Annotated in this window: 18 protein-coding genes; 14 read left to right on the top strand and 4 right to left on the bottom strand. The window is 43.5% G+C overall.

Going from position 1 to position 21,578, the window contains the following annotated elements:
* The first annotated feature begins 665 nt into the window (after positions 1 to 665).
* The 6 genes from ACO1R6_RS09925 (at position 666) to ACO1R6_RS09900 (ending at position 5,750) form a co-directional block, all read left to right on the top strand.
* Entirely contained in the window at positions 666 to 1,289 is a 624-nt protein-coding gene (locus tag ACO1R6_RS09925) for a hypothetical protein (protein WP_486264352.1), read from the top strand.
* A gap of 67 nt (positions 1,290 to 1,356) precedes the next feature.
* A complete protein-coding gene (locus ACO1R6_RS09920) occupies positions 1,357 to 1,605 on the top strand; it encodes a winged helix-turn-helix domain-containing protein (RefSeq protein ID WP_486264350.1) in 249 nt (82 codons plus the stop codon).
* Positions 1,606 to 1,806: 201 nt separating this feature from the next.
* Entirely contained in the window at positions 1,807 to 3,051 is a 1,245-nt protein-coding gene (locus ACO1R6_RS09915; RefSeq protein ID WP_486264349.1) for a hypothetical protein, read from the top strand.
* 85 nt (positions 3,052 to 3,136) lie between these two features.
* Complete coding sequence (locus ACO1R6_RS09910) at positions 3,137 to 3,427, top strand: hypothetical protein (RefSeq protein ID WP_486264347.1); 291 nt, start codon at positions 3,137 to 3,139, stop codon at positions 3,425 to 3,427.
* Between the two features lie 96 nt (positions 3,428 to 3,523).
* Complete coding sequence (locus ACO1R6_RS09905) at positions 3,524 to 3,790, top strand: hypothetical protein (protein WP_486264345.1); 267 nt, start codon at positions 3,524 to 3,526, stop codon at positions 3,788 to 3,790.
* A 241-nt stretch (positions 3,791 to 4,031) separates the two neighbouring features.
* Complete coding sequence (locus tag ACO1R6_RS09900) at positions 4,032 to 5,750, top strand: serine hydrolase domain-containing protein (protein WP_486264343.1); 1,719 nt, start codon at positions 4,032 to 4,034, stop codon at positions 5,748 to 5,750.
* 490 nt (positions 5,751 to 6,240) lie between these two features.
* Here ACO1R6_RS09900 and ACO1R6_RS09895 read toward each other — a convergent pair whose 3' ends face one another.
* Positions 6,241 to 6,765, bottom strand: a complete 525-nt coding sequence (locus ACO1R6_RS09895; RefSeq protein ID WP_486264341.1) for a DinB family protein — start codon at positions 6,763 to 6,765, stop codon at positions 6,241 to 6,243.
* 137 nt (positions 6,766 to 6,902) lie between these two features.
* Here ACO1R6_RS09895 and ACO1R6_RS09890 point away from each other — a divergent pair, with 137 nt between their 5' ends.
* The 3 genes from ACO1R6_RS09890 (at position 6,903) to ACO1R6_RS09880 (ending at position 9,465) form a co-directional block, all read left to right on the top strand.
* Positions 6,903 to 7,787, top strand: a complete 885-nt coding sequence (locus tag ACO1R6_RS09890; protein ID WP_486264339.1) for a helix-turn-helix transcriptional regulator — start codon at positions 6,903 to 6,905, stop codon at positions 7,785 to 7,787.
* Between the two features lie 400 nt (positions 7,788 to 8,187).
* Positions 8,188 to 8,652 carry a DinB family protein gene (locus ACO1R6_RS09885; RefSeq protein ID WP_486264337.1) on the top strand — a complete coding sequence of 155 codons (465 nt, stop codon included), beginning with the start codon at positions 8,188 to 8,190 and terminating at the stop codon, positions 8,650 to 8,652.
* A gap of 66 nt (positions 8,653 to 8,718) precedes the next feature.
* Positions 8,719 to 9,465, top strand: coding sequence for an SDR family oxidoreductase (locus ACO1R6_RS09880; protein ID WP_486264336.1), 747 nt, complete (start codon positions 8,719 to 8,721; stop codon positions 9,463 to 9,465).
* A gap of 66 nt (positions 9,466 to 9,531) precedes the next feature.
* Here ACO1R6_RS09880 and uvsE read toward each other — a convergent pair whose 3' ends face one another.
* Positions 9,532 to 10,443, bottom strand: coding sequence for a UV DNA damage repair endonuclease UvsE (uvsE, locus tag ACO1R6_RS09875; RefSeq protein WP_486264334.1), 912 nt, complete (start codon positions 10,441 to 10,443; stop codon positions 9,532 to 9,534).
* Positions 10,444 to 10,841: 398 nt separating this feature from the next.
* On the opposite strand from uvsE, the gene ACO1R6_RS09870 reads away from it, so the two are divergent.
* Positions 10,842 to 11,555, top strand: coding sequence for a RibD family protein (locus ACO1R6_RS09870; RefSeq protein ID WP_486264333.1), 714 nt, complete (start codon positions 10,842 to 10,844; stop codon positions 11,553 to 11,555).
* Between the two features lie 258 nt (positions 11,556 to 11,813).
* Here ACO1R6_RS09870 and ACO1R6_RS09865 read toward each other — a convergent pair whose 3' ends face one another.
* Positions 11,814 to 12,851: an LLM class flavin-dependent oxidoreductase gene (locus ACO1R6_RS09865; protein WP_486264332.1), complete on the bottom strand. Its 1,038-nt coding sequence runs from the start codon at positions 12,849 to 12,851 to the stop codon at positions 11,814 to 11,816.
* A gap of 204 nt (positions 12,852 to 13,055) precedes the next feature.
* On the opposite strand from ACO1R6_RS09865, the gene ACO1R6_RS09860 reads away from it, so the two are divergent.
* The 4 genes from ACO1R6_RS09860 (at position 13,056) to ACO1R6_RS09845 (ending at position 20,871) form a co-directional block, all read left to right on the top strand.
* Positions 13,056 to 13,970 (top strand): pirin family protein, encoded by a 915-nt coding sequence (locus ACO1R6_RS09860; RefSeq protein WP_486264330.1) that lies wholly within the window; start codon positions 13,056 to 13,058, stop codon positions 13,968 to 13,970.
* A 251-nt stretch (positions 13,971 to 14,221) separates the two neighbouring features.
* Positions 14,222 to 16,234: a DUF1800 domain-containing protein gene (locus ACO1R6_RS09855; RefSeq protein ID WP_486264328.1), complete on the top strand. Its 2,013-nt coding sequence runs from the start codon at positions 14,222 to 14,224 to the stop codon at positions 16,232 to 16,234.
* 34 nt (positions 16,235 to 16,268) lie between these two features.
* Positions 16,269 to 17,537 (top strand): DUF1501 domain-containing protein, encoded by a 1,269-nt coding sequence (locus tag ACO1R6_RS09850; protein ID WP_486264327.1) that lies wholly within the window; start codon positions 16,269 to 16,271, stop codon positions 17,535 to 17,537.
* Between the two features lie 766 nt (positions 17,538 to 18,303).
* A complete protein-coding gene (locus tag ACO1R6_RS09845) occupies positions 18,304 to 20,871 on the top strand; it encodes a TonB-dependent receptor (RefSeq protein ID WP_486264325.1) in 2,568 nt (855 codons plus the stop codon).
* 242 nt (positions 20,872 to 21,113) lie between these two features.
* Here ACO1R6_RS09845 and ACO1R6_RS09840 read toward each other — a convergent pair whose 3' ends face one another.
* A complete protein-coding gene (locus tag ACO1R6_RS09840) occupies positions 21,114 to 21,329 on the bottom strand; it encodes a hypothetical protein (protein ID WP_486264323.1) in 216 nt (71 codons plus the stop codon).
* Between the last annotated feature and the right edge of the window lie 249 nt (positions 21,330 to 21,578).

The following is a 21,578-nucleotide window of genomic DNA, read 5'->3' as shown; positions in this document are numbered from 1 at the left end:
GGCAACGTGCTGAAACAATGGGACGGCATTCCGGCCAGTACACCTACCGAATTTATTACTAAATTGAGCAGCCCCGAAAAATAGTAACCAAAATAAATGGACTACCCTCTTGAATAGCTAGATTAGTTGAAGAGACCGTTTGTTTTCAATTAATAGTTTAATAATTAATTTTTTATTACCTGGTCTATATTAAGCGCAGCAGTAACTTGAACCTAGAATAAAGACGAATTTTAGACTAGCTGATAATTTGCTTTCTTATACATCCAGCATATTCCTGAACCGGAACAGTCCGGTGTAGTGCCGGTTAAGCAAACAGGCATCAGTACAACCACCCATCGCGCCTTTTCTGTTATTTAAGCATCTCTACACCACTTGTAAATGATTAATTTGGGCTAGCTATGGCGAAATACTGCTAAAATAATACCTGCAATTTTGAAGCTTATGCCGCAAAAGCAGTCTGCCATTCTGTTAAGATTAAGTTAAAACCGTTCTAATGCTCCTGAATATACTTTTGCCGCCAATTGAAATTACGAAGAAAGCAACTTATACTCCGCTTAGTGCTACTCCCGTTTAATCTACCCGCAATAAAATTTTGAAATAAATTGACCCTCACTTATTGACAATACGTAAACTGTTATTAACTTTGAATAGCAAAGTACTTTAAAATGAATCAGCAGCAAGAACAACTAGCAACCCTGCATGAGATCCGCAACATCATGGATCGCTCTTCACGGTTTATTTCCCTGAGCGGGCTTTCCGGTATTTCGGCTGGTCTTACGGCGCTGGCGGGCGCTGCCGTGGTGAAATGGTACCTGGCTAAACATAACTTTGCCTATCGCGATAACTATGCGGTTACCCTTACCCCAGAAACCATCTTGTTTTTGTTAACCGTAGCGGTTGCGGTGTTGGTAGTTGCACTGGGACTGGCCTCTTTTTTTACCATCAGGAGGGCTCGTGGTACCAACCAGCGCATCTGGGATAATCAATCTAAGCGGCTGCTTTTAAACCTGGCCATTCCTTTGGCGGCGGGTGGGGTGTTTTGTGCGGTGCTTTTTTACCACGGTATTTTGTACTTAATGGCACCGGTTATGCTGGTTTTCTACGGTTTGGCCTTAATCAACGGCAGCAAATATACGTTCAGTGACATCCGGTATTTGGGTGTTTGCGAACTGGTGCTGGGGCTATTGTCCAGCTTCTTTGTTGGGTACGGGCTGCTGTCGTGGACTATTGGGTTTGGGGTGCTGCACATTGTATACGGCGCGCTGCTGTACTTTAAATACGAACGATAGACGTCTTTTGAAAACGTTTCTTCAAAATATAAACAAAGCCTTTGAGAGCAGGGCACGATTAGGCATTATGTCTGTGTTAATGGTGGAAAACAAAGTGGATTTTAATAACCTGAAAGACACCCTGCAGCTAACTGATGGTAACCTGGCCAGCCACTTACGGGCTTTGGAAGAGGCTGAATATTTGCGTGTAGAAAAGCAGTTTGTCGGTCGCAAGCCCCAAACTACTTACCAAGCCACAGATGCTGGCCGCGAAGCTTTTAAAAACCATTTAGATGCGCTTGAAAAGTTAATTTTAAGTAACCGCCAAATCGATTAATTTTTTTGCCTCTTAACTTTGTAAATCAAAGTACTTTAAACAAATCAAATATATCAGTAACTAATCAATAACTAAAAAGAGAAAACCATGATGGTACCAAACAGAATTTAAAACAAGCTGCCACGCAATTTACTGAAGCGTACCCTACTGGGTCTAAAGAACTGATGCGAATAATTACCAAAGATTAATAATAAAAAAACCATGCGCGACGAAATACTTTCTAACCTGGGCAACCCCAAGCAACTTGAGAAGTTGTATCGGGCCAACAAAACACCCTTTAAACGGGAATTCAGCGGGTTGTATCCTGAACTAAAAGGAAACATTCTAGCCGATTACTGGAACGAGCGGCTGCATTATGAGTCTGATGAAATTTACTGGGGTACCAGAAATGAGTTCCTGTTTGTAGTAATCGCCTCTTTTTTGGCCGGCTTGCTTGCCAAGTTTCCCGCCATCTTCTCCATCAGCGAAGATTACTTTTACCCACGTAATATTAGTTTTCTGGTGTTCCCGTTTTTAGCGGCTTACTTTGCCTGGAAAAATAAGCTCAAAGTTAAAAAAACAGCTTTGCTCGCTGGGGTTATAACGGTTTGCCTGTTGTATATTAACTTCTTGCCCAATAATCCTAAAAGCGATACTTTACTGTTGGCTTGCATTCATTTGCCTTTGCTGCTATGGGGCGTACTTGGGGTATCGTTCACGGGCAATGAGTTCCGCCGCTACATAAAACGCCTGGATTTCCTACGTTTTAACGGCGACCTGGCAGTTTTGGCTGCTTTGCTGGTAATAGCGGGTGGCATCATGACCGGAATAACCATTGGGCTATTTTCGCTGATCGGGTTCCAGATCGAGCAGTTTTACTTTGCGTACATCGTAGCTTTCGGGTTACCCGCCGTGCCCATTCTAGCCACTTTCCTTACCCAAACCAATCCGCAATTGGTAAACAAAGTATCACCGGTAATCGCCAAAATATTTAGTCCGCTGGTGTTGGGCATGCTGGTAATTTATTTAGTCGCCATCATCTTTTCGGGCAAAGACCCTTACAACGACCGGGAATTCCTGCTCCTCTTTAACCTGCTGCTGGTTGGAGTAATGGCCTTAATATTTTTCTCTGTGGCCGAACATTCTACCAAATCAGCGTCCGTGTCTGGTGTATGGGTGCTGCTGCTCTTGTCTGTTGTAACAGTGGTAGTAAATGGCATTGCGCTCTCCGCTATCTCCTTTCGTATTTCGGAGTGGGGAATTACGCCTAACCGGGTAGCTGTATTGGGCGGTAACGTATTAATTCTGGTGCATTTACTACTGGTAACCGTGATGCTGTTCAAGGCAGTTACCAAAAAGGCCGCTGTTTCTGAAGTAGGGAGAGCCATTGCCTTGTACCTGCCGGTGTACATTTTCTGGACCTTGGTAGTAGTCTTCCTTTTCCCCTTGATTTTCGAATTTAAATAATATTTATCTGCCTTTAAGCCATTATATAAAAGCTTAATTAAAGGCAAAAAGAGTTATATGTTGTACTAAAAAATAAGGAGAATGAATGATGAATAAAGAAATTAATATTGGCAATGTGTTTAGCTGGCTATTTGGCCTTGTTGTTTCCGCCATAGGCGTAGTAAATACCTTCTGGGGAAATGATCCCGGTTTTGGAATTTTCCTGCTACTTCTCTCTTTTGTTTATTTTCCGCCCGTAAATGCCATTCCTAAGAAAATGTTTGGCTTTTCGATTCCATTAGCGGTTAAAATTATTTTAGGGGTTTTCATTTTATGGGCGGCGCTAGGTGTTGGCGAATTATTTGATAAAATTAACCTGATGACGAGAAGTTTTTAGTGCTTTATAAAAGACCCAATTCCTAACAATCACAACTACGAATGTTTAAGGCGAAGGTATTCTTTACGTGCCGTTTTGAATAAAATATAAAAAATAATGCAAGCAAAAATAAGTTTAGCCAACCTTATTAGTTGGGTCTTGGCCGCTATTCTCTTGGTGGTTGGCGTACTAAATATGGCACTGGTACATCCCGTACCCGGAATGGTTTACCTTCTTCTTTCTTTTGTCTATGCGCCGCCGGCAAATGCATTTTTCAAGCGTAAATTCAATTTTAAGGTGCCGCTTGCGGTAAAGCTCATCTTATTCATACCAATTGTCTTGTTTACCTTAGGCGTGAGCGATCTCGGAGATATGTTAGATTAGCACTTCTCTAAAAATACTTTTAGAGGAGAACCCCAAGCAGGCACTAAGCTTAAATTAAGTACGGCTTTTTTTTAGAAAACTAGCCAGAAGCAGGAAACCCGCTGCATTGCCATTCATCTGGCCGGTCTAATGTCTTAATTCTCTAATTTTTGATCTGTAACAACAATGCACGTGACCTACGGCAACTGTTAAATAAAATTTTTTATCATTTCACTTTGTCAAACAAAGAACTTTTAAAAACATGAAAAAAGTATTTAATCGTAATCCAAACTGGCTTAATGGTTACTTAGCCAAAAAATCGGCCATTATCAGGAACTTCCACGGCCTGTTATTACTCCTGGTCGCAAATTATTTAATTCCCCGGATAGTGTATGCGCAAGACAAAGCCACCGAAATTGATAAAATTTTTAGTTGGGCTACCCAGGCAAGTCCTGGGTGCGTCTGCGCGGTTTCACAGAACGGAAAAGTAGTGGTAAACCGTGCGTACGGCTTAGCCGATCTGGAGCGGGAAGTACCATTAAGCCAAAACTCCATTTTTGATGTTGGTTCTGTGCGGAAACAATTTATCTCTGCGGCTACACTCCTGTTGGTAGAAGAAAGCAAACTATCGCTTACAGAAGACATCCGCAAGTATCTTCCGGAACTGCCGGATTATGGCCACAAAATCACGCTCAACCACCTGCTCACCCATACCAGCGGCCTCCGGGATTGGACCGGCATATTACCATTAGCCAATGGCAAGCCCGATGCCCTATCCTTGATTTTGCGACAGCGCGGCCTCAATTTTAAACCCGGCGAGGAATGGTCTTATTCTAACAGCGGGTATGTACTCCTGGTGGAAATCGTGGCCCGTACCAGCGGAATGCCGTTTGCCGAATTTGTCCGCCAGCGTTTATTTGAACCCTTGGGTATGAAATATACCAGCTACGTAGTGGAAATGACAGACGTAGTTAAGCACCGCGCGCTCGGTTACGAGAAAAAGAAAGACCGTTGGCAACTGGATATGTACATGGACAACGACCGCGGTGGCGGTGCTATTTTGAGTACAGCAGCAGATTTGGTTATTTGGAACGATGCACTAGCAAGTAAGCGTTTGGGGGCGTTTGTAAGTGAAAAGCTACAGGAACCGGCCAAATTGAACAATGGCAGAAAACTTAGTTATGCCCGGGGCTTGTTTCTGGAGACTTACCGGGGAGTAAAAGAGGTGTGGCATTCGGGCGGCGCGGCGGGGTACCACTCCTGGTTAGGCCGATTTCCGGAACAGGGCATCTCGGTGGCGGTTCTGTGCAATTCAAACGCCGTACCCGCAACAGCGCTGGCCGAACGCATTGTAGACCAGTTTGTCACCTACAGAGATTCGGAAAAGTCCCCGGCCGGACCACCACCCGCCCTATCTGCCGAGGACCTGCAGAACGCGAATAACAGAGCGGGGCTGTTCTTGAACGAGCAAACCGGCGAACCGCTTAGATTAGCCGTGGACCGCGGCAGGTTTCGGGTAGCTGGAGGCCCCGCTCTCGTGCCGGTGGGCAAAGACCAATATCGTCGGCACGGTGCTTTTGTGCAATTTATGTCGCAAGACGAGTTTGAACTAAACTTTTTGTCACCGGACCAATTGGAACTGAAATCTATGGAAGGCCGCAAAACCCGCTACCGCCGCGCCAAGCCTTACGCCCCTACTTCCGCAGATTTGCTAGCGTTCAGCGGCCGCTATGTAAGCGATGAGGTTGGAGCATTCTTTGACCTGGCCACCGGAAAAGAAGGCCTGATGGGTCGTGCCAATGATGCCCCTGCGCCAGGGTTTCAACTGAATGCGGTTGCCCCAGATACTTTTCAGCTAGGCGGCGTAACGGTGCGCTTTGTACGGGATAAATCCGGCAAAGTAATAGCCCTGGATTACAGCAATCCGGTTGTTCGCAACATCAGGTTTACGCGGGTTCCTGACCAAATCAGTCGTAAATAAACCCTCCGCTATTTTTAAGGTGGCTGCCGCTGTTTTCGGCTTATTTAGATAACAAGCCAAAAAAAGAATAAGCTACCACCACCCCAGTTTACTTAAGCAAAGGTTTAGATAAAACAGAATTATTGCTTTTACGGCCAAATAGTTAAGCACTACTCACCTTTAAGCCGTGGTTCCAACACCTCACCTACTACTCAAATTGTAGTTGGAGCATGCTATCTGAATTAAAATTTTGAGCACAAAGGGTGTAAGTAGCTTAAGGCTTATGCGAAGTTAAATTTAGTTGGCAAAGAAATTTAGCTAAATTTCTTTGCCAACTAAATTTAATAAACCAATATAAAATACTATTTCATTATAAGTAAGCAGATAGTTTTAACTTATACATAATGATATATTCATAAAATATTGATTAATAAATTTTTATCTATTTAAATAATGCATCAAATAAACCCTATATATATGAAACGCAAATTTAAATCTTTAAAAGATCTAGTTATCCGCGTCTACTAAAGACTCTGGTCAATTCGGTTATGCGGGCCAGATGGTGGTCATCGTGGTCGGCTACAAATAAAAATAAATCCTGGCTGCGCATGGGCGTTTTTAGCCGCGGGTGCAGCGCCGATTTAAACACATCGTCGGGGTTTAAATGGTTAAGCAACTTAACGGTAACTTCCCTGATTTGCCGGAAATTGCTTAATAATTCGGCTAAAGGCACGGCATCGTGGTTAGCTTGTGTTGTCCGGGTATTCTGCAAATCGGTGGGCCTTAAATCAGTTTCTCCGTTTAAAATATCCTGTAGGCGGCCTTGCCACAGGGGTTCCAGGTCGGTTAAATGACCCACATTTTCTTTTATGGTCCAGGTACCATCTACGCGCCTGGTCAATATTTGGTCTGGAAGAGATCTTAATTTTTCTTCTAGGCGAGCGGGGGTACCAGCCAGTCTTTCTATAATAACCGGTAAAATATTCTGCGTAGTTTCATAATTAAAAACCCGCTCAAACCATTTAATGCTTTCCATTGGTGTGTAACTTTAGATTAGCTAAATATTTGTGGTTAAAATAATTAATCAATAAAATATAAGTCAAAGGTTAACTTAAATTTTATATTATTTACCTAAAAACAGGAAATTTCAGGCAGCGAAAACAACGTAATCTCATGCAAATCTGGAACTTACCCGCCGCCCTGGCCACGCATTCTAACCGGCTATTCTCGGTGGATAGCCCTTTACAAATTATTTTGTACCAGGCCCAGCAGGAAACCCGCTACGCCAATATTCAATTTACCCAAAACGCTATAATATTTTTACTGAACGGGTACAAAGAGGTAATGTCGGGTACCCGGAAAATTAATTTAAAAGCAGGCGAAGGATTTTTAATCCGGCAAGGGAATTACCTGATGACGGAAAAACCCGCCCAGAACGGCAATTATGAAAGTCTTATGTTCTTTTTCCCCGACACTGTGGTTCCGGATTTAACCCAGGGATTATTTCAAACGCCTGCAACTGTAGCGGTACCGGTAACCGACATAATGCCCGTTCCGGCTGCCGACTATTTGCAATCTTTTCAGGTTTCGGTTAAATCGTATTTTACCTCTAAACCTAACAGTACAGACTACGGCCAACTGCTAAAAATTAAAATGCAAGAACTTTTCTGGCTAATGACCCAAACCAAAGGTCGCGAAAATTTCCGGCAATGGGTTGCCTACTGGCATAAACCGCATGCGAATTCCCTCAAAAAACTGGTTCAGGAACATTATAAAGAAAATATTTCCCTCGCGCAGTTGGCATTTTTAGGAGGTTACAGCCTATCTACTTTTAAACGCCGTTTCGAAGAGATTTACCACACCACGCCCCGGAAATGGTTAACCGAAAAACGGCTGCAGGAAGCTTATTTTTTATTAAAATCTACGGAATTAAATGTATCGGAAGTTAGCCGCGAAGTAGGTTTCGAAAATGTATCGCACTTTGGGCAAGCTTTTAAAGAAAGGTTTGGCCAAACCCCAAAACAACTAAAAGTAGCCGGTTTATACATTCAAAATTAACGGCCATTTACTTAAAAATACAGATTTTTATATAAAAGATGCTTACCAAAGAGCAGGCAATAAGAATTTTCCTTTTACCTCTTTCAGAATATTCATTTTACTGAAGGCTTACAGCATTCATGTGTATCCGCACTTATTCATTTGAATAAATCTGATAAATATTAAGTCAAATTTAAACCTGAACTTTTTAGCGCATTTTTTGAACTACCCAAAACATACGGCTTAAGTTTAACCGCCTATTTTTGTTTTGTCAGCAGGTTAATAAATCTGATTAAAAATAAATATTATAACTGCCAATAGTTAACCACCGCTATAACTTAAATTCCGAATTTTTAATTTTCGCGAAGTAGTAGATGTTTAACCTAATATAAATTTATCTTTCCTTAAAAAATATTTTGGTATGTTGTCCTTGTTCGAAGATTGGTTTTTGTACAACCACGAAGCTAATGCCCAATACATAAGGTTAATCCATACGCTGCAGGAACCCGTGAACCAGCTGGAAACGCTTTTCAGTCACCTCCTCAATGCGCATCTAATCTGGCTGTACCGTATTTTGCCTGCCCAAGATAAATTACCCACGCCCTGGCAGGCGCAGGAAAAAGCTACTTTTGCTACCCTAAACAACCAGGCGTATCATAAAACCCTGGTACTGCTGCAACGCTCGGCCTTAGATTTGCCTTTTGATAAACAAATTTATTACACAAATTCTAAAGGCGAAAAATTTTGCAACTCCATACAAGAAATTTATATGCAGATACTGACGCATTCGGCTTATCACCGCGGACAAATGGCTTTACGGCTTCGCGAGGCCGGCATTGAACCACCCCTAACAGATTATATCTTTTTTAAACGTCACGGTCTCTGAGCCATTTATTTAATCCTGAATATTTACATACTTTAACTTGAAGCTACTACACCCATCGTAATAAATATGCAGAAAACAGTTTTAATTACAGGAGCCAGCCGGGGTATTGGGGCGGCCACTGCCATTTTAGCGGCACAAAAAGGTTACCAGGTAGCAGTAAATTACTTAAAGAATAAACCAGCCGCCGAAGCGGTGGTAAAACAGATTATTCAGCAAGGCGGCACTGCGCAAGCTTTTGCAGCCGATGTTTCTTCGGCAACTGAAGTAGCAGAATTATTTAAAGCTATTGATAAAACCTTTGGCCGGTTAAATGCTTTGGTAAATAATGCCGGTATCCTGGAAACCCAAATGCGTGTAGAAGTTATGCCTGTTGACCGATTACAGCGGGTTTTAAACAATAATTTGGTAAGCTGCTTTTTATGCGCGCAAGAAGCCGTTAAAAGAATGTCGACGGCTCAGGGCGGTCTTGGCGGAGCCATTGTCAACCTATCGTCGCTGGCAGCCCGCACGGGGGCACCCGGCGAGTACGTAGATTATGCCGCGGCCAAAGCCGGCGTAGATGCCTTAACCTTGGGCTTAGCAAAAGAAGTAGCTGCCGAAGGCATCCGGGTAAATGGCGTACGCCCCGCTTTTATTTATACCGATATTCACGCCAGCGGCGGCGAACCCGGCCGGGTAGATAGAATTAAAGACACCATCCCGATGAAGCGCGGCGGCCACCCCACCGAAGTAGCCCAAGCTATTTTGTGGTTGTTATCCGACGAGGCTTCTTACGCTACCGGCACTTTTATTGATTTAGCAGGAGGAAAATAATCTGTTGTGCTGATGCAAGAATATTTTAAAATAAATCATGCCTGCCGCTTTTTTCTTGTAAGCGCATTATTCACCGGGTAAACCAAAATCCTGTAAATATTTAGCGATGGCCAGTTCTTTGGCTTTGGCTTCGAACATAATATCTATCTGCTGGTGGTAGGTTTGCACGGGTTCGTATAAATAATCGGCGTGGGCGGTGGGTACGGCCGTAGGGTCTTCGTGCTGCTTTTTAGAACTCGAAAAATGTACCACGGGGGTAATGCCGGCCGGCCAGGTTTCTATAGCAGCCAGCAATGCTTCCTGCTCGCTTAAGCCTCCGGTACAAAACTGGTGATGGAAATAATCAAACGTAATCGGAATATTCACCTGCTGGTGTAGCCACAACAAATCTTTAACGCTAAACATGTTGGCTTTGTCGTCGTTTTCTACCGTTAAACGTTGCCGTACATGGTCGGGCAAGCGCACGTAGTTTTCGGCAAATCGCGCCATAGCCGATTCTTTGTCGCCGAAGGCACCGCCCACATGAATATTTATTTTAGCGTACGGCGTTTGCGGCTGTTGTAATAAATCCAAAAGCTCAGCGTGCTGACCTAGCTCGTGCCGGGTTTTAACTAAAACTTTATCGGTGGTAGAAGCCAGTACATTAAACGGTCCCGGATGATACGTGAGGCGCAGACCGCTTTGGGTGGCTTTCTGGCCACAACGGTTTAATATTTCTTTTATAGCCTCATAATCCGGCAAATCCGTTAAATTGTATTGGCTCATCCAGGGTATTATTTCGGAGCTTACCCTAAAAAACAAAATATTGTTTTGAATATTCCAGTCGATTACTTTTTCAAAATCCTGAAAATTAGCTAACGCCAGCGCCGAGGCATAAGCCACCCCTTTCTCCAGGAAAGTTCTCTTAATCATGGAGCGGTTTACCTGAATTTTTTGGGCCGCCAAAGTTAAATTAATAGATGCATAGCCAACGCGCATAGTGTTTAGTTTTGTAATGTAACTGCCTAATCCATTTCCTTACCCGTAAAAACCGGTTTTAACGTTAAAGAATGATGGCCCTGTTTACCGGCTTACCTATTAACCGGTGCTTTTTACTGGTCTAAAAAGTATAAACCATTGCCAATCCCAAAGGTTTAGCCGTTTAAAAATTATTCATTTAATCTGGTTTGGCAGATTGCCTTAAAAAGCAGTTTCTTTAAATAAAGGAGGGCCGTTTATAGTTAGGCTGCTATTTATTAGCGGCTTTCAATCACCTACTTGCATTTTCCTTAAGCCGTTAATTATATACCGCCGGCAATATTTTCAGCACCAAAATATTTTTCTTGCGTTCTTTTATTTATCATCTAAATTTTAACAATCATCATTATTTAACATAAATGTCAGCTAAGTCAAAACCTTACGTTATTTGCCACATGTTGGGCTCGGTAGATGGCCGGATTAAACAGGATATTTGGGGATTTAAAGACCACCATAAATATTTCGAAGAAACCGCCGCCAAAATAGAAGCCGATGCCTGGCTGGTAGGCCGGGTTACCATGCAGGAATTTTCGAGCAAGAAAAACTATACCCTCGAACCCTTAACAACAGAAATCCCGAAAGCAGATTTTGTAGCCGACCAACCGGTAAAATCTTTTGCCGTGGTCATCGACCCGTCGGGCAAATGTTTCTGGGATACCAATATGGTTTCGACGGAACACGTAATTGAAGTACTAACCGAAAAAGTACCGGCCGCCTACCTGCACCACCTGCGCAGTAAAAAGGTATCGTATATTTTTGGCGGGAAAGAAGCACTGGACCTTGATTTGGTTTTGCAAAAATTATTCAGCCTTTTCGGCATCCAAACCGTGCGTATTGATGGTGGTGGCCACGTAAACGGTTCTTTTCTGGAGGCCGGCCTGATTGATGAATTTAGTTTGGTTTTAGCACCTGTAGCCGACGGCACCATTGGGTCGCCGACGGTGTTTGAGGCTGCTCCGGGTTATGAAAACCGCAAAGCCACCCAGTTTAAAATCAAATCGGTAGAGCAGATTTACGAAGATTTTTTGTGGATCCGGTACCTGACTTTAAAAGAAAGCGAATCTAACCGGTAGCTTTTACTTAAAAATATTCTGCCGATAAGCAGAAATATTCATGGATTTAAGACCCTCTTTAGTCCTTAAGAAAAGGTTAAACAATAGCCTTAAATCGGCTAGGAAAATAATAGGTTGTAATAACCCTTTAAATGCTATTTACTATAATCTTAAACCATTTAAATATTCAAAATTTTCTACTGACGTTGGGTAAAATTTTGTTTAAAAAACCTTACCCAACATCGGTATTATTTTAACTACTTTAAATCAATGGTGTACCTAAGCTTGCGGAATTGCTTTTTTTACCGCTGGCGCTACTACGGTACCTAGTAATTCTATGGCCCGCATTACTTTGGCGTGCGGCATGGTACCTACACTTATGTGTAACAAAAAGCGGGTATTGCCAAAAAGCTCGTAGTTATACAATATTTTATCTATTACTTGTTGCGGACTACCCACCAGCAAAGAGCCTTCCAGGGCCCGCATCATCTCAAATTGTTGGCGGCTCATGGGGGGCCAACCACGCTCCCGCCCTATTTGCCCCATTACATACGCGTATGGCCCGTAAAAATCATCGGCGGCGGTTTGCGAATTATCGGCAATGTAGCCGTGCGAATTAATAGCCAATTGCATTTTATCGGCCGGGTGGCCAGCTTTCTGGTAAGTTTCTTTGTAAAGTTTGGTAAAGGGTACAAACCGGGCGGGCATGCCGCCAATAATAGCCAGGGCCATGGGTAAACCGTAATTAGCGGCCCGCACCACCGACTCGGGTGTGCCGCCCACCGCAACCCAAATGGGTAATTCTGGTTGGTAGGGTCGCGGATACACGCCGCGGTTATCAATAGAAGGCCGATGGTGGCCCTGCCAGCTAATTTTTTCGCTTTTATTTAAACTCAGTAACAATTCCAGCTTTTCGGCAAAAAGGGTATTGTAATCTTTCAGGTCGTTGCCAAACAGCGGAAAAGATTCGATAAATGATCCCCGGCCGGCCATTATTTCAGCCCGGCCCTTCGACAACAAATCAACGTGCGCAAAAGTCTGAAAAACCCGCACCGGATCGTCGGAACTGAGTACCGTTACCGCACTCGATAATTTAATGCTTTTTGTTTTAACGGCCGCTGCCGCCAGAATTACCGCCGGTGCCGAAACCACAAAGTCGGGCCGGTGGTGCTCACCCACCGAGAAAACATCTAACCCAACCTGGTCGGCCAGTTGTATTTCTTCCATCAGGTTCATGAGCCGTTCGTGGGTAGAGAGCAACTTACCGGTAGCCGGATCGGGGGTATTTTCGACAAAGGTGGTTATCCCAATTTCCATAGTTAAATATTTCTTTATTCCTGGTTAAGCAAATAAACAAAAACCCTCGCATGTAACGACAGAAATTTTAAAATGGCGTTAAATAAATTTAACTACAAACGCGCTCCTGACCTGCATGCATTTTCGAAGCATTAAAACTCCGTAGAAATATTGTACCTTAACCAGTACCTTGGGTTTATAATAAAAATATTAACATAAATAATTATGCTGGACATAGTAATTGAAGCCCGCAAAGCCAGTCTGGCTCCGGGCATGGATGTACGCCGGATTTTACCGTTTCGGCTGCGGCGGATGGTTGGCCCCTTTATATTTATGGACCATGCCGGCCCGGTAGCGGTGCCGCCGCCGTTAACCACCAATATGGACGTACTGCCCCACCCCCACATTGGTTTATCTACGGTAAGTTATTTATTTGGCGGCCAGGTTACCCACCGCGATAGTTTAGGCGTAGAGCAAATTATCCGGCCGGGCGAAGTAAACTGGATGACGGCCGGCAGCGGCATTGCCCACTCCGAACGTTTTGAAGACCCGGCAACCCTGGCGGGCGGACCACTGGAAATGATACAAACCTGGGTGGCTTTGCCGGAAAAAGACGAAGAAGCCAATCCTGCCTTTAACAATTATAAACCCGAACAGCTCCCGGTTTTTACCGATACCGGGGTTTGGATGCGGCTTATCTCCGGCACTGCCTTTGGGCTGCATAATTCGGTAAAAACCCACTCGCCTTTGTTTTACTTACACGTAGTGCTGGAGCCGGGTGCCCGTTTTGGTTTACCCCGCGAACATGCCGAAAGAGGTTTGTACATAGCCAAAGGCTCCTTAGAAGTTTCCGGAAGAACATATACGAGCGGGCAAATGCTGGTTTTTAACCGGGGAGTGGACCCGGTGTTGCTGGCGAAAGAACCCACTACTTTAATGCTGTTGGGCGGCGAACCTTTAGGCGAAAGATATATTTGGTGGAACTTTGTTTCGTCGCGCCGCGAACGGATTGAACAAGCCAAAGCCGATTGGCAGGCCGGCCGCATTGCTTTACCGCCCAACGACAATACCGAGTTTGTGCCCTTGCCCGAAGATAAATCCCGGCCAGCCGGAAACCCCGCGCCCGAAGCGTTATCCTGAAATTTAATAATCTGTGCCGCGTACCTACTGTTGCTTTTATTTAATTATATCCCACCCCACCAGGTTACTCTTACAGGTTTAAAAGTTAAAGATTTATAGCGCGTATCTAGTAAAATATTTATTCATAGGCTTAAACCTTTTTCACGCTCAACCATCTGATTGAAAGTAGATAGAGAACTGTCTCTATCTACTTTCAAATTAATCCGTTCTAATATAAACCATGCAATGCAGATTTGTAAAAAGCCAATGCCATGAAAAAGAATCAAAAGTATTGCGGATTGTTTGCCCTGGTGCTCTTACTGAGTATTATTTCTTCTTTTAAAAATCAAAATATATTTCCGGCTAAGGGGTCTTTTAAATTTCCTTATAAAGCAGCGGGCTTAACCGAGCGTGAAGCGGCTGCCCATTTAATCAGTCGGTTTACGTTTGGTGCCCGGCCCGGCCAGGTAAACGAGATAGTTAAGATTGGTTTAGAGAACTGGTTTTTGCAACAACTCCAAGCTGGTTTGCCCGAAGATGAATTAAACCGGCGACTAGCCAATTTTAAAACTTTAAATTTGAGCAACGCTCAATTGCAGGCCAATTTTCCTAAAAACGCGGAAGTCCTGCGCATGGCTATCCGGGACGGCGTAATAGACAAAAATGCGGTTGAAAAAGATGCTGCCGACAAAGATGCCCGGCAGGCCTACCGAGCTAAACTGGGTGCTTACATGCGCGAAAAAGGTTTGCAGCCCCAACAAGATTTATTCCGGGAGTTAGTTAACCAGAAAATATTAAGAGCTACTTACGCCCAAAATCAATTGCAGGAGTCGCTTACCAGTTTTTGGTTTAACCACTTTAATGTTTCCCTAACCGACAACGACTGCGCCATCTTTATTCCGAACTACGAACGCGATGTTATCCGGCCAAACGTTCTTAATTCTTTTGAAAACCTTTTGCTGGCTACGGCCAAATCGCCGGCCATGCTTACGTACCTCGATAATTTCCGGAGTACCGCTACCAATACCAATATGGGTTTACAGGTAAACCAGCGGCCTAACCGTAACCGGTTACCTGCCGGCAATAGCATGGCTCCCGATTCTATGGATAAAAGAAGCATGGCTTTGCAAAAAATTAAAAATGCCCGCAATGCCCAAGGAATAAACGAAAATTATGCCCGCGAAATAATGGAACTACACACCTTGGGCGTTGATGGTGGTTATACCCAGGCCGATGTAACACAAGCGGCCCGCGTTTTTACCGGCTGGACCATAATACCCCAAAACCGGGTAAATGCCCCTTTGCTGAATGCTGTAAACCGTCCGGGTCGGGGCAATAATCAAATGGCAGGCGCTACACAGGAAGGCGATTTTATTTTTTTACCGAACCGCCACGACTCCGGCGAAAAGGTAGTACTCGGCGAGAAATTTCCAGCCGGCGGTGGCTACGAAGAAGGAGTAAGGTTAATCAAAATTTTAGCGAACCATCCGGCTACAGCGCAATTTATTTGTACCAAACTAGCAGTTAGGTTTGTGAGCGATAATCCTTCTCCGACATTAATTTCTAAAATGGCCCGTACTTTCCGGGAGAAAAACGGTGACCTGAAGCAGGTATTAATGACCATGACTACCGCTCCCGAATTCTGGAGCAAAGAAGCCTTACGCGAAAAAACCAAATCTCCGTTTGAGCTGGCCATCAGTTCGGTGCGTAGTTTAGATGCCGAAGTACAAGCCCCTTATCAGTTATACAACTGGATTAATAAAATGGGCGAAAAGATGTATGCCTACCAGGCACCTACCGGTTTCCCGGATCAGGGTACTTACTGGATTAATACCGGCTCTTTGTTAAACCGCATGAACTTTGGCCTGGCTTTAGCCGCCCAACGCATACCGGGTATAAAAATAAATTTAGCGGCCCTTAACCAAAACCGTGAGCCCGAAAGCGCCGAAGCGGCCTTGTTTACTTACAGCCAATATTTAATGCCCGAGCGCAACTTAACCGAAACCGTTAAACGTTTAACGCCTGCCCTGAACGATCCTGAACTAAGTAAAAAAGTAAGCCAGGCCGCCGATAAATTAATGCCACCTTCAGCTTCTAACCCAATGGCCCCTGACACCACAATGATCAGTATGGTTAAGCAGCCAAAAGCAAAAGAGAAAATCAGCAAGAAAAATATTACCAAAAATAAAACGGAGCAGCAAATGCAAGCCGGTGCCGGTAACAATACCATGTTGGCCCAAGTGGTAGGTATAATTATTGGTTCACCAGAGTTTCAACGTCGATAAATATTTTCGTCACTAAATTTAATTTACTACCGTTATGACTACCCGTAGAGGATTTCTGAAATCTGGTGCGCTGGCGCTGTTTGCCGCTGGTTTAGGCGGAGTACCTAATTTTTTGGCTCAGGCCGCCGGTACAAATAAAATTTTATTGCCTTACAAAAAGCATAAAATATTGGTGTGCATTTTTCAGCGGGGCGCTATGGATGGTTTAATGGCCGTAACACCTTTTACCGACGAATACCTGAAACAGGCCCGGCCTAATTTATTTATGTCAGCGGCCCAAACCAGCGCCAACCCTTTAATAGATTTAGACGGACGTTTTGGTTTACACCCGGCCATGCAGGCTTTTGCCCCTTTATTTCAGGAAAAAAGGCTGGCCGTGGTACACGGAGTGGGTTCGCCTAACCCTACCCGTTCTCATTTCGATGCCCAGGATTTTATGGAAGCCGGCACGCCCTTCCGGAAAGGAACGCCCAGCGGTTGGCTAAACCGGGCCGTAGGTTTATTAGGCCACGAAGCTACCACTCCTTTCCAGGCGGTAAGCCTTACCTCGTCTTTGCCGCGCTCGTTTTACGGAAATAATGCTGCCATTGCCATAAGTAATTTGCAGGATTTTACCATTCAGATGCGGGGCAATCCCATGGCGGCAAACGTAGCGGCCAAAAGCTTCGAAGATTTATACGACCAAACCTCTTCGTCTTTACTCAACCGCACCGGCAAAGAAAGCTTCGAAGCGATTAAAATGCTGAATAAAATTGACGTTAAAAATTACAAGCCTGCTCATAACGCGCAATACCCCAACACGGCCTTGGGCAACTCGCTCAAGCAAATTGCCCAACTTATAAAAATAGATGTGGGCCTGGAAGTAGCCTTTGCCGAATCGGGTGGTTGGGATACGCATTATAACCAGGGTACGGCCCAGGGTACTTTTGCCCGCAACGTAAACGACCTGAGCCAAAGTATTGCGGCCTTTTGGTCTGATTTAGAAGCGTACCACGACGATTTAGATGTAATGACCATGACCGAGTTTGGCCGGACCGTAAAACAGAACGGCAGCAACGGCACCGATCATGGCCGGGGATCTTGTATGTTTATTCTGGGCAACAACGTAAACGGCGGTTTGGTGCACGGCCAGGTACCCACACTAGCCGTCGAAAACCTGGAAGATGGCCGTGATTTACCCGTTACCACTGATTTTAGAAGTGTATTTAGCGAAGTAGCCGGCAAACACCTGAATATTCAGAAAGAGCAGGAATTATTTCCGGAGTTTAAAGGAGATAAAATTGGTGTTATGCGCAAAGCGTAAAATTCATTCGTCTGCAGTAAAATTAAATGCTGAACTTATTTCGCTTTTTATTTAAGAACACCATTTAGCTAACCAGACTGGTGTTACCACCGCGCAATATTTACCTTAAGGCAATCTGCTGGTCCGGGAAAATATGTGCAGCAAATAGCGGTACTATAGCATTTAAAATGCTAAACAGGTTCTCTCTTATTTTATAGAGCCAGCACCAGGTAGTAGTTAAAATTTAGCAGATTTATTTTAGAAGCTTATTAAACCATTGTTATACTTCTTTGTCTACTAACTTCTACCGGCCACTTATTTTAGTATAATTTACCGGGTGAGGTAAGTAATTATTTGCTGCTTACTTTTTAACTGATGTTACGCAACAACAATTGAATTAGCTTAAACCTACTCAATTCCGTTATTCTGGAAGAATCTTATTTGCAGTTAGCCGATAAGATTCTTCCAGAATGACGGAAGTGGAAGGGTGAACCCTAAAATTAGTATTTAAGCAGCATCTGCATAACATCAGTTCTTAAGGAATATAATTTATAAGCCCTTATTTTTTTGTTCTTAAAAAGTTAACTATAACATACTTAAACAATAATTTAAGCTGTCATTTATAATAATTAATGGGTACGTACCCGATAAAAATAATTGTAAAAATATTATATGAATCTAAATCTCTACGCTACTGGTTATGGGCAATAATTACCACTCCCAAAAATCTTTTAGTTTATCGATTTTTGCCCTTACTTGTTTATTGACTATTCTTTGCTTTCCGGTTATGGCCCAAAATTCCAAATCGGTAAGCGGCAGCATTATTGATGCCGGCACCAAAAAGCCCGTAGAATTTGCCACCGTAGCTATTCTGGACCAAACCGGTAAAGTAGTTGATGGGGCTACTTGCGATATACAGGGTAAATTCGCTATTCCCAAAATAGCTGCCGGTACTTACAATCTATCAATCAGTTTTATTGGCTACCAAACCAAAGTTCAGCCTTTAGTAATAAATGGGCCGGGTACTAGTTTAAATCTGGGCAACATAGAACTACCGCTCGATAATAAATCTTTAAAAGAAGTACTGGTAACCGCCGAAAAACCCTTGGTTGAAGAAACCGACGACGGCTACGTGTATAATGCCGAAAAAGACATTAATGCAGCCGGAGGCACCGCTTCTGATTTATTAAAAAACGTACCGGGCCTATCGGTAGATATGGACGGCAACCTGGAAATGCAGGGTACCACCAAAATTAAAGTACTTATCGATAACAAACCATCGGCAATTATGGCCGGCAATTTAGCCGAAGCCTTGCGGCAAATTCCAGCCAACATGATTCAGAAAGTAGAGGTTATTACTACGCCCTCGGCCAAGTACGATGCCGAAGGAACCGGAGGAGTCATAAATATTATTACAAAGAAAAACACCACTTTGCAGGGCTATAGTGGCGGTGCAAATATTACTGGCGGCAACCGGTCTAATAGTACCAATGCCAATATTAATACCCGCTTAGGCAAAGTTGGCTTACGTAGCAATATAGGTGGTAACTTAAACCGTAATTTTGGCAACGGCGAAAACGAACAGATTTATTACGAACAGCGCCAGGTAACCCAAAGCAGCAAACACGAAAACAATGGCCAAGGACTTAACGGCATGATTGGGGGCGATGTAGAAATAAATCCGCAGAACAGCCTGAGTACCTCTTTGCGCATGAGCCAGTATGGTTCTAAAAACGACCGCTTTAATACCACGCTGGTTACCTCTACCCTGCCCGAAAGTTTTGGCAATATTATTACCAACGACCGCAACGCCACCGATAGCAAAAATACCTCTGGCAGTGTAGATATTAACCTTGATTATACCCATAAATTTAAAACCAAAGGCCAGGAACTAAGCCTGCTTACACTTTTTACCCGCAACGAAAACGAAGGCCAAAATTATACCCTCCGGGAAAACAAAGAAGGCATTGTAAATAACCGCCAGCAAAATAATAACAGCGCCTCTAACGAGGAAATTACTTTTCAAGCCGATTATACGCAACCCGTTAAAAAATGGGGTTCTTTAGAAGCCGGTACCAAAGCTATTTTACGGAATAACCAAAGCGATTACCGCTTAGCCCTGGCATCGTCGTTACAAGCGCCCCTCCAAATCGATCCGCGCCGTACCAATATTTTTACCTATGATCAGGATGTATTTTCTACGTATATAAATTTAAGTATCCGGGTAAAGAAAATATTTAATTTCCGGTTAGGCGGCCGCTACGAACATACGAATATTAATGCCCAATTTGTTAGCAGCGATACCACCCTTTACAAACCGTTCAGGAACTTTATGCCCAATATTACCACCTCCGTGCGATTAAAAAATAATCAGCGGCTATCGGTGAATTATGCTACCCGTATTTTCCGGCCCCAGATAGAATATTTAAATCCTTACCGCGACGATACCAACGAACGCAGTATACGGATGGGCAATCCAAATTTATTACCGGAATTAACGCATAACCTGCAGCTTACTTACAATAAATATATTAAGAATAAAAGCCTTAATGCCTCGTTGTACTGGCGCCAAACCGACGATGATATTGGCCAATACCGCACGTCTTCGCGGGTACGCAGCCGCACCGCCGATGTAGATAACAATCCGGCTAACGATTCTATCGATGCCATTACCACTACTTACCTGAACCTGGGCAGTAATATTTCTTACGGCGGCAATTTATCTTTATCCACCCGTATCCGGAAAATGGGCCAGTTGGGAGGTAATTTTAGCTTGTACTACAACGAAATAAACGGCTATACTTACAGCAATATATTAAAACAGAGTATACCGGTTTCGGTGGGCGGCTGGATGTATAATTTTAATTTAAACGCTGGTTTTCGGATTCCAAGAGATTTTGAGGGGCCTTTTAAAGACATGAGTGCCCAGGTGTCTACGTCTTTAAGCTCGCCGCGCCTTAACCTGCAGGGCAAAAGTTCTTCTTTTCAGCGGTACAGTATTAGTTTGCGCAAAGAATTTGCGGTACGCCCCTCCAGTAAAGACCGGGCCAGCTTAAACTTTAGTATTGAAAACTTCCTGAACAGCGGCAACTTAATCCGGACCACTACCATTACCGACCAGTTTACAACTACCAGTATTCAAAAACATTACAACCGTATTTTCCGGGTAGGGTTAAGTTATAATTTCAGCCGGATGGAATACAAAACCAAACCCGAAAGAGAGCGGAAAACCATTGTAAACGACGACCGACAAAAGATGGACATGGGCGAGGTAAAAGATATTAAACTGGACGGCCCCGAAAACAGAAGCACCCCGCCAAAGCCCGTGAACAAAGGGAAAAAACAATTAAAGTAAAACCTGAATGCCTCAGGAAAGACTTACCTAACATAATACAGCGTTTTATGTTGGTAAGCGGCCAAGCCTGCGAAAAAACGTTCGCAAGTATTAAATTTATTATAGGAGAAAAGCTGAAAAAGTAGGTCATTCATCGGCATTCATACAATTTCAGGATAGTCCTGAGATATTCAGAAGCAAACTCCTTTTACCTAAATTTAAAACAGGTATTTAGGTAATAAAGATCAGGAATTAATACGCCTTTATAAATAATCTTTTAACTCGTTTTTAGAGGCTTGCCGCACGGCTTTCTTCAGGCTACGATTGGCGTTGCGCGCTTCCAGTTTATCTTGTTGCGTCGAGAATTTGCCGAACTTGCTTTGGGCGGGTTCAAACTTTTCTTTTTGCTTTTTATCAGTGGTGTAAGCCTTCATCTTTTTCGGCTTTTCGCTCTTTTCTATTTTATCTGCTCTGGCCATAATTTTCCTTCTTTTCTAAAATAATGCCCGCCGTGTAATACCTGCATGGATAATAGAATAACGTTTTTGGTTTGGTTAAGTTAAGCTCATTTTCAACCAGGTTACTTTTGGCAGGATGGCATTTTTGCTGGATAAATGCTTTAGAAATTTATTTAAGGGTATCTGTTATTGTAAATAATACATGTAATTGCAGAATATTCCATCGGCAGAGATTAAACCAATACTACTCATCTATTAATATTAAAGACA

The sequence above is a fragment of the Adhaeribacter sp. genome (assembly GCF_057359045.1).
The sequence above is the reverse complement of the archived record's forward strand: the minus strand, read 5'-3'. Positions and strand labels throughout refer to the sequence as shown.

What these genes read in the sequence shown, in the direction of transcription:
- uvsE (WP_486264334.1), bottom strand. Translation starts at nt 10,443, where the DNA reads ATGCGCGTTGGCTATGCATCTATTAATTTAACTTTGGCGGCCCAAAAA.
- ACO1R6_RS09865 (WP_486264332.1), bottom strand. Translation starts at nt 12,851, where the DNA reads ATGGAAATTGGGATAACCACCTTTGTCGAAAATACCCCCGATCCGGCT.
- ACO1R6_RS09890 (WP_486264339.1), top strand. Translation starts at nt 6,903, where the DNA reads ATGCAAATCTGGAACTTACCCGCCGCCCTGGCCACGCATTCTAACCGG.
- ACO1R6_RS09845 (WP_486264325.1), top strand. Translation starts at nt 18,304, where the DNA reads ATGGCCCAAAATTCCAAATCGGTAAGCGGCAGCATTATTGATGCCGGC.
- ACO1R6_RS09895 (WP_486264341.1), bottom strand. Translation starts at nt 6,765, where the DNA reads ATGGAAAGCATTAAATGGTTTGAGCGGGTTTTTAATTATGAAACTACG.
- ACO1R6_RS09920 (WP_486264350.1), top strand. Translation starts at nt 1,357, where the DNA reads ATGTCTGTGTTAATGGTGGAAAACAAAGTGGATTTTAATAACCTGAAA.
- ACO1R6_RS09870 (WP_486264333.1), top strand. Translation starts at nt 10,842, where the DNA reads ATGTCAGCTAAGTCAAAACCTTACGTTATTTGCCACATGTTGGGCTCG.
- ACO1R6_RS09855 (WP_486264328.1), top strand. Translation starts at nt 14,222, where the DNA reads ATGAAAAAGAATCAAAAGTATTGCGGATTGTTTGCCCTGGTGCTCTTA.
- ACO1R6_RS09905 (WP_486264345.1), top strand. Translation starts at nt 3,524, where the DNA reads ATGCAAGCAAAAATAAGTTTAGCCAACCTTATTAGTTGGGTCTTGGCC.
- ACO1R6_RS09840 (WP_486264323.1), bottom strand. Translation starts at nt 21,329, where the DNA reads ATGGCCAGAGCAGATAAAATAGAAAAGAGCGAAAAGCCGAAAAAGATG.
- ACO1R6_RS09860 (WP_486264330.1), top strand. Translation starts at nt 13,056, where the DNA reads ATGCTGGACATAGTAATTGAAGCCCGCAAAGCCAGTCTGGCTCCGGGC.
- ACO1R6_RS09925 (WP_486264352.1), top strand. Translation starts at nt 666, where the DNA reads ATGAATCAGCAGCAAGAACAACTAGCAACCCTGCATGAGATCCGCAAC.
- ACO1R6_RS09900 (WP_486264343.1), top strand. Translation starts at nt 4,032, where the DNA reads ATGAAAAAAGTATTTAATCGTAATCCAAACTGGCTTAATGGTTACTTA.
- ACO1R6_RS09915 (WP_486264349.1), top strand. Translation starts at nt 1,807, where the DNA reads ATGCGCGACGAAATACTTTCTAACCTGGGCAACCCCAAGCAACTTGAG.
- ACO1R6_RS09910 (WP_486264347.1), top strand. Translation starts at nt 3,137, where the DNA reads ATGATGAATAAAGAAATTAATATTGGCAATGTGTTTAGCTGGCTATTT.
- ACO1R6_RS09850 (WP_486264327.1), top strand. Translation starts at nt 16,269, where the DNA reads ATGACTACCCGTAGAGGATTTCTGAAATCTGGTGCGCTGGCGCTGTTT.
- ACO1R6_RS09885 (WP_486264337.1), top strand. Translation starts at nt 8,188, where the DNA reads ATGTTGTCCTTGTTCGAAGATTGGTTTTTGTACAACCACGAAGCTAAT.
- ACO1R6_RS09880 (WP_486264336.1), top strand. Translation starts at nt 8,719, where the DNA reads ATGCAGAAAACAGTTTTAATTACAGGAGCCAGCCGGGGTATTGGGGCG.